The 12,515-nt window shown below is 73.9% G+C and carries 10 protein-coding genes; 4 read left to right on the top strand and 6 right to left on the bottom strand.

From position 1 onward, the window contains the following. Positions 1-62 precede the first annotated feature (62 nt). Positions 63-815, top strand: coding sequence for a CTP synthase C-terminal region-related (seleno)protein (locus ACF9IK_RS26660; RefSeq protein ID WP_395296626.1), 753 nt, complete (start codon positions 63-65; stop codon positions 813-815). A gap of 173 nt (positions 816-988) precedes the next feature. Here the strand turns inward: ACF9IK_RS26660 and ACF9IK_RS26655 are convergent, their stop codons facing one another. Genes ACF9IK_RS26655 through ACF9IK_RS26645 form a run of 3 tightly spaced genes read right to left on the bottom strand, consistent with a single transcriptional unit; the run spans position 989 to position 2,856 of the window. Further along, positions 989-1,528: a GNAT family N-acetyltransferase gene (locus ACF9IK_RS26655; RefSeq protein WP_395296625.1), complete on the bottom strand. Its 540-nt coding sequence runs from the start codon at positions 1,526-1,528 to the stop codon at positions 989-991. Between the two features lie 37 nt (positions 1,529-1,565). After that, a complete protein-coding gene (coaE, locus tag ACF9IK_RS26650; protein ID WP_395296624.1) occupies positions 1,566-2,162 on the bottom strand; it encodes a dephospho-CoA kinase in 597 nt (198 codons plus the stop codon). A gap of 52 nt (positions 2,163-2,214) precedes the next feature. Further along, positions 2,215-2,856 (bottom strand): MBL fold metallo-hydrolase, encoded by a 642-nt coding sequence (locus tag ACF9IK_RS26645; RefSeq protein ID WP_395296623.1) that lies wholly within the window; start codon positions 2,854-2,856, stop codon positions 2,215-2,217. A 62-nt stretch (positions 2,857-2,918) separates the two neighbouring features. On the opposite strand from ACF9IK_RS26645, the gene ACF9IK_RS26640 reads away from it, so the two are divergent. Next, positions 2,919-3,344 (top strand): MarR family winged helix-turn-helix transcriptional regulator, encoded by a 426-nt coding sequence (locus ACF9IK_RS26640; RefSeq protein ID WP_395296622.1) that lies wholly within the window; start codon positions 2,919-2,921, stop codon positions 3,342-3,344. An 86-nt stretch (positions 3,345-3,430) separates the two neighbouring features. Here the strand turns inward: ACF9IK_RS26640 and ACF9IK_RS26635 are convergent, their stop codons facing one another. Next, complete coding sequence (locus ACF9IK_RS26635) at positions 3,431-5,653, bottom strand: MMPL family transporter (RefSeq protein ID WP_395296621.1); 2,223 nt, start codon at positions 5,651-5,653, stop codon at positions 3,431-3,433. A gap of 243 nt (positions 5,654-5,896) precedes the next feature. After that, positions 5,897-7,387 carry a 30S ribosomal protein S1 gene (gene rpsA, locus ACF9IK_RS26630; protein ID WP_238740199.1) on the bottom strand — a complete coding sequence of 497 codons (1,491 nt, stop codon included), beginning with the start codon at positions 7,385-7,387 and terminating at the stop codon, positions 5,897-5,899. Between the two features lie 414 nt (positions 7,388-7,801). On the opposite strand from rpsA, the gene ACF9IK_RS26625 reads away from it, so the two are divergent. Together ACF9IK_RS26625 and hrpB are read left to right on the top strand one after the other, a co-directional pair. Next, a complete protein-coding gene (locus ACF9IK_RS26625; RefSeq protein WP_395296620.1) occupies positions 7,802-8,656 on the top strand; it encodes a class I SAM-dependent methyltransferase in 855 nt (284 codons plus the stop codon). Positions 8,657-8,776: 120 nt separating this feature from the next. Continuing rightward, positions 8,777-11,290 (top strand): ATP-dependent helicase HrpB, encoded by a 2,514-nt coding sequence (hrpB, locus tag ACF9IK_RS26620; RefSeq protein WP_395296619.1) that lies wholly within the window; start codon positions 8,777-8,779, stop codon positions 11,288-11,290. Between the two features lie 399 nt (positions 11,291-11,689). Here the strand turns inward: hrpB and ACF9IK_RS26615 are convergent, their stop codons facing one another. Beyond that, positions 11,690-12,454, bottom strand: coding sequence for a GNAT family N-acetyltransferase (locus ACF9IK_RS26615; RefSeq protein WP_395296618.1), 765 nt, complete (start codon positions 12,452-12,454; stop codon positions 11,690-11,692). Positions 12,455-12,515: the final 61 nt, after the last annotated feature.

The raw sequence follows: 12,515 nt of genomic DNA, 5'->3' as shown, positions 1-12,515 counted from the left end.
CTGATGGAAGGGTCAGAAATCATCGTTGGCGCTGATCCACAACGCGGGGTCAGGATAGCCGCATGACCTACCTGACCCCGCGCATCGCCCTGGTCGCCGACCGCTCGCCCGCCGTCCGCTCGCACGCCCGCATCCCCGGGCTGCTCGACGCGCTCGCCACCCACGACCAGCTCGTCCTGGACGCCTACTGGATCCCCAGCGAGGACGCCGCGGCACCGGGCGCGCTCGACGGCTTCGACGCCGTCTGGCTGCTGCCCGGCGGCCCGTACCGCAGCGAGGCGGGCGCACTGGCCGCCGTCCGCACGGCGCGCGAGCGCGGCATCCCCTTCCTCGGCACCTGCGCCGGCTTCCAGCACGCCGTGCTGGAGTACGCGCGCAACGTCTGCGGCATCGGCGGTGCCGTGCACGGCGAGTCCCACCCGGACGGGGAGGACCTGGTGATCGCGCCGCTCACCTGTTCGCTGGTCGGGCACGAGGGCGCCGTGCGGATCGCCCCGGGCACGCTCGCCGAGCGCGTTCTCGGCACCACCCGCACGCTGGAGCGCTACCACTGCGCGTACGGGCTGAACGACGCCTACCTCGACCGGCTGCGCGAGCGCGGGCTCCGGTTCAGCGGCACGGACGACGCCGGCGACCAGCGGATCCTCGAACTGCCCGACCACCCCTTCTTCCTGGCCTCCCTCTTCCAGCCCGAGCTGGCCGGGGACGGCACCCGCGCCCACCCGATCGTCCGCGCACTCGCCGCGGCCGCCGTCGAGCACGCGGCGGCGGGCGACGGGACCACGGCCACCGCCCCCGGAGGAGCAGCCGCATGACCACCGGGATCACCGGTGTGAGGGTCCCCGACGGCGGCGGACCGGCTTCACGGCGGTCTTCGAGGGCTCCGCCCGGCCGGACACCGACCGGCGCACGGCCGGCCGTCCCGCCCGGGCGCCACGGGGCTGCGCCCGGGCCGGGACGGCGAGCACCACCACCGCCCCGCCCCGGCCTACATCGGCAGCGACCGCAGCCGCACCGGGCCCTCGGGCCACCGCGCGCCCTCGTGCAGCGGCAGCCACATCGTCCGCAGCGGCATCACGACCACCCGCCCGCCGGGCTGCTCCACGTGGACGTCCTCCAGCAACTCGCGCCAGCCGAGCCGACGGTAGAGCGCCACCAGCGGCGGCCGGCAGAACAGCAGCGCGTACCGCGGGCCGAGCGTGCGGGCGTGCGCCACGGCCGCACCGACCACCGTCCGGGCCAGACCGCGCCCCCTGATGTCGGGGGCGACGGCCACCCCGCCGACGCCGACGGCCGTCAGGTCCACCCCGCCGACCGTCAGCGGCAGCGGCAGCAGGCCGGCATGCGCGGCCAGGCGGCCGTCCGGCCGGCGGACGCCGAAGTGGATCTCCTTGGGCAACCAGCTCAGACCGGTGTGCGCGACGCCGAACGGGTCGTCGCCGGAGCCCAGGATCTCCTGCAGGCCGGCCCCGTCGTACTCGGCCAGACGGACCGCCTCGGGCGGCTCGGGGGCAGCGTGTTCGCTCATCCCCCCATGATCCATACCGAGGCGGCCGGGCACCAGATCAGGTCTGACGGGACTTCAGCTCGTTCCAGACCTCGGCGACCCTCGGCGCCAGCGCCGCCAGTGCGCCGCTGTTGTCGATCACCACGTCCGCGATCGCCAGCCGCTCGGCCCGGGTGGCCTGCGCGGCCATCCGGGCCCGGGCCTCCTCCTCGGCCATCCCGCGCAGCCGCACCAGCCGGTCGATCCGGACGTCGTCGGCGGCGTCGACCACGACGACCAGGTCGTACAGCGGCGCCAGGCCGTTCTCGGCGAGCAGCGGCACGTCGTGCACCACCACCGCGTCCGCGGACGCGGCGGCCTCCAGCTCGGCCGAGCGGGCCCGGACGAGCGGGTGGACGATCGCGTTCAGCGCCTGGAGCCGCCCGGGGTCGGCGAAGACGATCGCGCCGAGCGCGGGGCGGTCCAGCGAGCCGTCCGCCGCCAGCACACCGGGGCCGAACTCCTCGGCCACGGCCTTGAGGCCCTCCGTCCCGGGGGCGACCACCTCACGGGCGATCACGTCCGAGTCCACGAGCACCGCGCCGTGGGCGGCGAGCAGCCGCGACACCTCGCTCTTGCCCGCACCGATCCCGCCCGTCAGTCCGATCTTCAGCATGGCGCCAGGCTACCGGCGGACCCGGGCGCGGTCAGCCCACCCGGGGGGCCGGTCAGCCCAGGTCGAGGCTCTCGCCCTCGGCCAGCGTCCGCAGCTCGGCGCCGGTCCCCGGGCCGCCGGGGCCGACCAGACGGGTGTGCACGGCCAACCCGACCGGGCTGAGCACCGCATCGTGGACCGGCACCGCCTGCCGCGGAGCGGCCTCGCGGACGTAGTCGATCAGCTCGGCGACCTTGGTCCAAGGCCCGGCGATCGGCAGCAGCAGCGTGTCGACGGGGTGCGGCGGCACGGTGAGCGCATCGCCGGGGTGGAAGAGCCGGCCGTCGACGAGGAAGCCGACGTTGCGCACCTGCGGGATCTCGGGGTGGATCACCGCGTGCCACTCGCCGTGCACGCTCACCGCGATCCCGCCCACCTCGAAGGCGTCGCCCTCGCCGACCACGGTCACCCGCTGGGCCACGCCGTCGAGGTGGGCGGCCACCGACGCGTTGGTCCACACCCGCAGGGCCGGGTCGGCCTCCAGCGCCTCGCGCAGCCGGGCCTCCTCGAAGTGGTCGACGTGCTCGTGGGTGATCAGCACCGCGTCCGCCCCGGCGAGGGCGGCGGGGTCGGTGAACGCCCCCGGGTCGAGGACGACGGTGGTGCCGCCGTGTTCCAGGCGGACGCAGGCATGGCCGAACTTGGTGATTCTCATGCCACAGAACATACAGCAAGACTGTACAGTTTTGCTGCACAGAAGCGCGGTACGCTTCTCCCATGAACAGCCCGGCCTCCGAGACCCTCGACCTCGCCGCCGACCTGCGCTCCGCCGTCGGCGAGCTCGTCCGGGCCCTGCGCCCCGACGACGAGCTCCCCCAGAACCAGGCCGCCGTGCTCGGCCTGCTGGTCCGGGACGGTCGCGCCTGCACCGTCGCCGAACTGGCCGCCCACCAGCGCGTCCGGCACCAGTCGATGGCCCGCACGGTCGCGCTGCTGGTCGAGGCCGGGCTGGTCGTCCAGCAGCCGCACGCCACCGACGGCCGCAAGCTGCTGGTCACCCCGACCGAGGCCGGCCGCACCGCGCTGTTCGAGCAGCGAGCCCGCCGCGAGGCGCGGATCGCCGCCGCCATCGAGGCCCGTCTCGACCCTGCGGAACGGGAGACCCTGCGCGCCGCCGTCGAGCTGCTCCGCCGCCTGGCCTGACCGGGGCCCGACGACACGGCCGCGTGAACTCGGCAGCCGCCCGCCCCCGGAAGGGGCGAGCGGCTCGAACGGGGCCGACGGGAGGCCTACGGCGTGGTGGGGACCAGCGTCTCCGCGGCCGGGCGCGGGATGGGCAGCACGGCGGGCGCGATGGCCGGCAGCTCGACGTGCTCGCTCAGCCCGATGCGGTCGTGCAGTCGGCGCAGCGGGCCCGGGGCCCACCAGTTGAAGTCGCCGAAGAAGCTCATCGTGGCCGGCACCAGCAGGCAGCGGACCAGCGTCGCGTCGACCGCCACGGCGACGGCGAGGGCGATGCCCATCTGCTTGACCATCAACATGTCGCCGAGCGCGAAGCCGGCGAAGACGATCACCATCAGCAGGGCCGCGGAGGTGATGATCCGGCCGCTGCGCTGCACACCCAGCTCCACCGATTCGGCGTTGCTGTGGCCGCGGTCGCGCAGTTCCTTGATCCGGGCGAGCAGGAAGACCTCGTAGTCCATCGACAGCCCGAAGGCGAACGCGAAGACCAGCACCGGGATGAAGGTCTCCAGCCCGCCGGTGGAGCCGACGCCGAGCAGGCCGCTGAACCAGCCGTCCTGGAACACCAGGGTGAGCGCGCCGAGCGAGGCGCCCAGCGAGAGCAGGTTCATCAGCAGGGCCTTGACCGGCATCACCACCGATCCGGTCATCAGGAAGAGCAGGACCAGTGTGCCGAGCGCCACCAGGCCGAGGGCGATCGGGCCGCGGGTGAGCAGCTCGTGCTGGAAGTCGACCACCGAGGCCGCTCCGCCGGTGACCTGGGTGCTGAGCCCGCCGCGGTCGGCGCGCAGCTCCTTGACCACCTGCTTGGCCTCCCCGCCCTGCGGGTCGCCGGGCACCAGCACGTCGATGGTCGAGACGGTGTCGCTCACCGGGGTGACCGCCCGGACGCCGCTGACGCCGGGCAGCTTGCTCACCACGTCGTCGGCGTAGGCCTGGGCGACCGTCGCGCTGCTCTCGACGACGACGGTGATCGGGGCCGCCGAAGCGCCCGGGAAGCGCTGGTCGATCGTCTCGGCGACCTGCCGGCCGGCCGAGGAGGAGGGCAGGACGGCGGCACCGGTGTTGCGCATGTCGGCGTGGAGGAAGGGCGCGCCGGCGGCCATCAGCAGGGCCGTGCAGGCGAGGGCGACGGGCAACGCGCGCTTGCGCACCCGGCGGACGGTGCGGCTGAAGAAGCCCTCGTCGGGCACCGGGGCGGTGGGCGTCTTGATCCGGCTGCCGGCGAAGCCGAGCAGGGCGGGGACGAGGGTGATAGCGGCGGCGACCGCGATCACCACCACGCTGACGCCGGCGGCGGCGACCGCGCCGAGGACGGGGCTGGTGAAGACGAACAGGCCGGCGAGGGCGACGGCGACGGTGAGCCCGGAGAAGGCGACGGTGCGGCCGGCGGTGGCGGCTGTCCGCTCGACGGCGGCGGCGATGCCCGCGCCGTGGCCGCGTTCCTCGCGGAAACGATTCACCATGAGCAGCGCGTAGTCGATCGAGAGGCCGAGCCCCAGCACGGTGGCGATCGGCAGCACGCTGGTGTCGATGTCCATGATCCTGCTGAACCCGAACATGGCCAGCAGCGCACCGCCCACCGAGGCGACGGCGCCGATCACCGGCAGGCTGGCGGCGGACAGGCCGCCGAAGACCAGCACCATGACGATCAGGGTGAGCGGAAGGGTGACGATCTCGCCGAAGCGGGTGTCCTTCTCGGTCTGCTTCTTGACCTCGTCCTGGAGCACGAGGTCCCCGCCGACCGTGACCTTGGCGCCGTCGGCCGTGATGTCGGCCAGACGGTGGGTGACGGCGTCGGTCTGCGCGGTGGTGCTGTCGTCGGCCATCCGGACCGAGAGCAGGCTCGCGTTGCCGTCGGCGGAGCGCAGCGCGGCCGCGGACGGGTCGGAGCCGTAGGCGTCGGTGGCCGAGGAGACCCCGGGCATCGCGGCGATCTCGGCGGTGGCCCGGGTGACGGCGTCCCGGACGGCCTGGTCGTCGACGGGGCGGCCGTCCACCACGGCGGTGAGGGTGCCCTTGGCCGGGTCGGCCGCGGTGACGACCGCGCTGCCGCGGTCGGCCTCGGAGGCGGTGGAGGAGGCGCCGGCCACCGAACCCTCGAAGACCCGCCCGCCGATCAGCACGCCTATGACCAGGATGACCGCCCAGAAGCCGAGCACCCAGCGGCGGTGCCGGAAGCAGAACCGGCCGATGGCGGCGAGGCGCCCGTCGACCTCGGGGTCGGCGGACGTCGGGGCGGAGGGGGTCACAGCGGTGCTACGGCGCATGTGCAGGGGGTGCCTAGCGTTTGGGGCCGGGTGAGCGACCCATCGGGCAACTCCTCCCAAGGTAGGCGCTCGGGGTGGAATCGCCCACAGAAATCCAATGAGCCCCTAATCACATAAATCCTTCACATAAAGGACGGATATGCCAAGGGAAAGAACAATGGACCCCACCCGGAAACCGGGTGGGGTCCATCGGTGACGCTAAGCGCCTAACGCCAGGTGCCGGGCACCAGCGGGGTCAGAGCCTCAGCTCTGGCCGCCGGCCAGCTTCTCGCGCAGGGCGGCCAGGGCCTCGTCCGAAGCGAGAGCGCCGGAGCCCTCGTCGCTGCTGGAGGAGTACGAACCGCCGGCGGCGGCGGCAACCGCGTCGCCACCCTCGGCAGCGGCCTCGGCGTCGGCCTCGCGGCTCTTGATGACCTGGGCCTGGTGCTGCTCGAAGCGGGCCTGGGCCTCGGCGTACTGCCGCTCCCACTCCTCGCGCTGCTTCTCGAAGCCGGGCAGCCAGTCGTTCGCCTCGGGGTCGAAGCCCTCCGGGTAGATGTAGTTGCCCTGGTCGTCGTACGAGGCGGCCATGCCGTACAGGGTCGGGTCGAACTCGACCTCGGCCGGGTTGGCACCCAGGGCCTCGTTGGCCTGCTTCAGCGAGAGGCTGATGCGGCGACGCTCCAGGTCGATGTCGATGACCTTGACGAAGATCTCGTCGCCGACCTGGACGACCTGCTCCGGGATCTCGACGTGGCGCTCGGCCAGCTCGGAGATGTGGACCAGACCCTCGATGCCCTCGTCCACGCGGACGAACGCACCGAACGGAACCAGCTTGGTGACCTTACCCGGAACGACCTGGCCGATCTGGTGGGTACGGGCGAACTGCTGCCACGGGTCCTCCTGGGTCGCCTTCAGCGACAGGGAGACGCGCTCGCGGTCCATGTCGACGTCAAGGACCTCGACGGTGACCTCCTGGCCGACCTCGACGACCTCGGACGGGTGGTCGATGTGCTTCCAGGACAGCTCGGAGACGTGAACCAGACCGTCGACGCCGCCGAGGTCCACGAACGCACCGAAGTTGACGATCGAGGAGACGACGCCGGAGCGGACCTGGCCCTTCTGCAGGGTGGTGAGGAAGGTCTGGCGGACCTCGCTCTGGGTCTGCTCCAGCCAGGCACGGCGGGACAGGACCACGTTGTTGCGGTTCTTGTCCAGCTCGATGATCTTGGCCTCGAGCTCCTTGCCCACGTAGGGCTGGAGGTCGCGGACGCGGCGCATCTCGACGAGCGAGGCCGGCAGGAAGCCACGGAGGCCGATGTCGAGGATGAGACCACCCTTGACGACCTCGATGACGGTACCGGTGACGATGCCGTCCTCTTCCTTGATCTTCTCGATCGTGCCCCAGGCACGCTCGTACTGAGCGCGCTTCTTGGACAGGATGAGACGACCCTCCTTGTCCTCCTTCTGGAGAACCAGGGCCTCGATGTTGTCACCGACGGCGACGACCTCGTGCGGGTCAACGTCGTGCTTGATCGAGAGCTCGCGGGAGGGGATGACGCCCTCGGTCTTGTAACCGATGTCGAGGAGCACCTCGTCACGGTCGACCTTCACGATGACGCCCTCGACGATGTCGCCATCGTTGAAGTACTTGATGGTCTCGTCGATCGCGGCGAGGAACGCGTCCGCGTCGCCGATGTCGTTGACCGCGACCTGCGGGGTGGTGCTGAGGGAGGAGTCGGTGGGGCTCGTCATTAGGAAAAGGGCTCCGGTACGGACATGAAGTCGTAGGTAATGCCACGCGGAGGGCCCGTATCGCTCCCACCGAAAGCCGGACAGCCAAGAACACGGCGCACCGAAACTTCCCGGGTACCGGGAATCGGCGTCCGTCTTGCGACCGTGGGGTCTTCGACAGATGCGAGCGCGACCTGCTCCGTCCGAGGCGCGCAGGCCCGCAGCGCAACTTGTAGCATACGGGGACGGCCAGGCACGGTCAACGCCAAGGGCGGCAAGACGGTGGAGGCCGGTATGGATCAGGCCATATCCTCCGATTGCGCACCTCACGGGTGGCGGCCGCAGGGAGCCCTTCCCCGGATGCCACCGCCAGGATCCGGGCCCTTGTGGGACCGGTTCGCGGCAGCGGCGCTTCCGCAGACCACACCCTACGCGATGGGCATTATCACCGTGGCCACCACCCCCCCACCGGATCTGCACGATCTTGACGACGACGGCGACGACGCGGTAAGGCGGCACGCCGAGGCCGACGAGAGCAGCCGCGCCAGCCGGCACTGGTGGGACCGGAACGCGGACGAGTACCAGGACGAGCACGGCGAGTTCCTCGGCGACGACCGGTTCACCTGGTGCCCCGAGGGCCTGGACGAGGCGGACGCCCGTCTGCTCGGCGAGGTCGCGGGCCGGACCGTGCTGGAGATCGGCGCCGGTGCCGCCCAGTGCTCCCGCTGGCTGCTCCACCGGGACGCCCGCCCGGTGGCCGTGGACATCTCGTACCGGCAGCTCCAGCACTCCCGGCGGATCGACCTCGCGCGCGGCACCCCGCCCGTCCCGGTGGTCCAGGCGGACGCGGCGGTGCTGCCCTTCGCCGACGGCTCCTTCGACCTGGCCTGCTCCGCCTACGGCGCGGTGCCGTTCAGCGCCGACACCGCCGGACTGATGCGCGAGGTGCACCGGGTGCTCCGGCCGGGCGGGCGCTGGGTGTTCTCGGTGACCCACCCGATCCGCTGGGCCTTCCCGGACGAGCCGGGCGTGGAGGGGCTGACGGCGGTGGCGTCGTACTTCGACCGCACCCCGTACGTCGAGCAGGACGAGCAGGGACGGGCCACCTACGTCGAGCACCACCGCACCCTCGGGGACCGGGTGCGCGAGCTGGTCGGCGCGGGGTTCCGGCTGCTGGACCTGGTCGAGCCGGAATGGCCGGAGGGGCACGAGCAGGAGTGGGGCGGCTGGTCGCCGCTGCGCGGGCGGCTGATCCCCGGGACGGCGATCTTCGTGAGCGAGCGGGACTGAGCAGGGGCCGGCGGGACGACCGCGGCCCGGCGGCTGGAGCCCGGCGGTCCTGAGCCCGGCGGCGGCCCGGCTCAAGCAGCCGGGCCCCGGCGGACCGGCGGCGTCGGGGAGACTGTCGGGGTGAACCCCGCCTGGCGCGATCTGCCCGTCCGCACCGCACTTCCCGAGCTGCACCGCGCGCTCGACGAGCACGGCACCGCCGTCCTGGCCGCCCCGCCCGGCACCGGCAAGACCACGCTGGTGCCGCTCGCCCTCGCGGGCCTGCTCGGCGACGGCCGCCCGCCGCGCCGGGTGCTGGTCGCCGAGCCGCGCCGGCTCGCCGTCCGCGCGGCCGCCCGGCGGATGGCATGGCTGCTCGGCTCCGCCGTCGGAGGCGACGTCGGCTTCACCGTCCGCGGCGAGCGGCGCGCCGGGCCGGACACCGCGGTCGAGGTGGTCACCACCGGCGTGCTGCTCCAGCGGCTCCAGCGCGACCAGGAACTGCCCGGCGTCGACGTCGTCGTCCTGGACGAGTGCCACGAGCGCCACCTCGACGCCGACACCGCCCTCGCCTTCCTGCTCGACGTCCGGGCCGCGCTGCGGCCGGAGCTCGGCATCGTCTGCGCGTCGGCCACCTCCGACACCGAGGCCTGGGCCGACCTGCTCGGCGGCGCCGAGGTGGTCGAGGCCCACGGCACCGCGCACCCGGTGGAGACCGTCTGGGCGCCGCCGCCACGCGCCGTCCGGCCCGCCCACGGGACCAGGGTCGACCCGGCCCTGCTGGAACACGTCGCCGCGACCGTGCGGCGGGCGCTCGCCGAGCGGACGGGCGACGTGCTCTGCTTCCTCCCCGGCGTCGGCGAGATCACCCGGGTCGCCGGGCTGCTCGCGGACGCCCCCGCCGAGGTGCTGCAGCTGCACGGCCGGGCCCCACAGGCCGTCCAGGACGCGGCGCTCACCGCAGGCGTGCACCGGCGGATCGTGCTCGCCACCTCCGTCGCCGAGTCCTCGCTGACCGTGCCGGGCGTGCGGGTCGTGGTGGACGCCGGGCTGGCCAGGGAGCCGCGAACCGACCACGCCCGCGGCCTCGCCGGCCTGGTCACCGTCCGGGCCTCGCTGGCCGCCGCCCGGCAGCGCGCCGGGCGGGCCGGGCGCGAGGCCCCCGGCGCCGTCTACCGCTGCTGGGCGGAGGCCGAGGACGCCCTCGCCGCCCGCTACCCCACCCCCGAGATCGCGCTCGCCGACCTCACCCCGTTCGCCCTCCAGACCGCCTGCTGGGGCGACCCGGACGCGACCGGCCTCGCCCTGCCGGACCGGCCCCCGGCCGGGGCGATGGCCGCCGCCCGGCAGACTCTGCGGGCGCTCGGCGCGGTCGACGCCGACGGGCGGGCCACCCCGCGCGGCGCCCGGCTGGCCCGCACCGGACTCCACCCCCGGCTGGCCCGCGCCCTGGTCGACGGCGCCCCCGCCGTCGGCGAGCGGCGGGCCGCCGAGGTGGTCGCGCTGCTCTCGGAGGAGCCGCCGCGGGCCCTCGGCGACGACCTGGGCGCCGCGCTGCGCACCGTCCGGGACGGTCGCGACCCCTATGCCGGCCGCTGGCGCGAGGAGGTCCGGCGCCTCCGGCGCGGCACCGGCTCCGAGCCCGCCACCGACCTGCCCGAGGCCGCGGCCGTCGGCCTCGTCGTCGCGCTGGCCTTCCCCGAGCGGATCGCCCGGGCCCGGGTCGAGAAACCCGAGCCGGGAGCGCGCAGCCCGTACCTGATGGCCTCGGGCACGGCCGCCGAGCTCGCGCCCGGCACCGCGCTGGGCGCCGTGCCGTGGCTGGCCGTCGCGGTGGCCGACCGGCCGGCCGGCTCGCCGTCGGCCCGGGTGCTGCACGCCGCCGCGCTGGACGAGGAGACCGCCCGGCTGGCCGGCGCGCCGCTGCTGGCCGCCCGGGAGGAGGTGCACTGGGACGCACGGCGCGGCGAGGTGGTCTCCCGCAAGGTGGAGTCCCTGGGCGCCGTCGAGCTGGCCTCGGCCAGGCTGGACCGGCCCGCACCGGCGCTGGTGCGCGCCGCGTTGCTGGAGGGCCTCGCCCGGGAGGGCGTGAGCAGCCTGCTGACCTGGCCCTCACCCGGCCTGCGGGAGCGGCTCGCCTTCCTGCACTCCGCGATCGGCGAGCCCTGGCCGGACGTCAGCGACGCCGCGCTCCTGGAACGCGCCGACGAATGGCTGGAGCCCGAGCTCTCCCGCGCCCGCCGCCGTGCCGACCTCGCCAGGATCAATACGACCGACGCCCTGCAACGGCTGCTCCCCTGGGCGAGCGGACAAGCCGGCCGCCTCGACGAACTGGCCCCCGAACGCATCACCGTGCCGTCCGGTTCGAGGATCCGGGTCGACTACGGCACCGAACGCCCGGTCCTCGCCGTCAAGTTGCAGGAACTCTTCGGCTGGAAGGCCGCCCCCGCCCTGGCCGGCGGCCGAGTACCGCTCACCGTCCAGCTGCTCTCCCCCGCCGGCCGCCCCGCCGCCATCACCGGCGACCTGGAGAACTTCTGGCACAACGGCTACCACGCCGTCCGAGCAGACCTGAGAGGCCGCTATCCCCGCCACCCCTGGCCCGAGGACCCGACGACGGCGGAGCCGACCCGCCGCACCAACGCCAGGAAGTGACCGAGATCCGGCGCGGGTCCGGCCCTGACGAGGGAACCGGTGACCGGTGACCAGACGGGCGCGGACGTGGAGGCGTTCGGACGCCGCTGCCCTGGCGTACGCCGCCCACCTCGACGGCGAGTTGGCCTCGCACCTCCGTGTCCGCCTCTTCCGGCTCGGGGAGCGACGCCCTCCCGTTGCCGCGGACCGGCTGCCGCGGCTCTGACGGCCGGGCAGCACCGGTCACGGGAGCCGGAGACGGATCACGGGGCGACGGCCACCGGTAGCGGTTCCGCGGACGACGTGGACGCGTGTCATGGCGCGTCGCCACGGTGTGGACGCCGTTCAGCGCACGACGGTGGTCACTCCACCGTCCCCGGGAAGGGAGGGTCCGGGCGCTCGGGCGTCGGCTCCGGCGGCTTACTGGAGGGAGGCCCACCAGGTCGAGGGGGACGCGACCGTGTAGCCCAGCGATTCGTAGAGCGGGCGGCCCAACTTCGAGGCGGTGAGGGTGGCCGGGAGGTCCGCCAGGTGGGCGAGGGCGCCGAGCATGACGGCGCGGCCCACGCCGCGGGAGCGGAAGGCCGAGGAGGTGGCGATCCAGTAGTGGCTGCCGACGCCGTCGGCCAGGACGCTCACGCCGGCTCCCGCGGGCACGCCGTCGATCGAGGCGATGAACACGTCCACGCACGGATGTTCGACCAGCGTCGCCGGAAAGAGCTCGCCGGGGCGGTAGGGCTCGAAGCCGTCCAGCTCGAAGCCCTCGATCACGACCTGCTCGGCCGCCCGCAGGTCCTCGGGCCGCCGCGCCCGGGTCACATCCAGCGCCGGGGCGTCGACGGATCCGGGCAGCCGGAGCATGATCGGCATCTGCCAGGTGCGCATGGCCAGGTGGCCCAGGTCCGTCGAGCTGAACGGATCCTCGACGATCACCGGACCTGCGGCCCGGCGGACCAGCTCGCCGACCTCGGCCACTTCGCCCGGGTCGAGGTCGGGCTCCTGGATCAGGATCCGCTGGCCCGCGCGCTTGTCGCCGTCGACGGCGACGAATCCGCGGCGCCGGATCACCTCGTGGCCCCGGGATACGCCGGTCGCGGTCCAGAAGGCGGCGGAGTTGCGGGCCTGAAGCGTCGGCGCCTCGGCGAGCGGGGTGGGCCGGTCGGTCGACCTGGGTTCCGTAGTCATCGGGCCCACGGTAGTACGAAACTGACTCCGTCACACGGGTTGATCGGCTGCGGGGGCCGAC

It is taken from the genome of Kitasatospora hibisci (genome assembly GCF_043950205.1).
Lineage (GTDB): Bacteria > Actinomycetota > Actinomycetes > Streptomycetales > Streptomycetaceae > Kitasatospora > Kitasatospora hibisci.
This window is presented reverse-complemented; position numbering and strand designations above follow the sequence as displayed.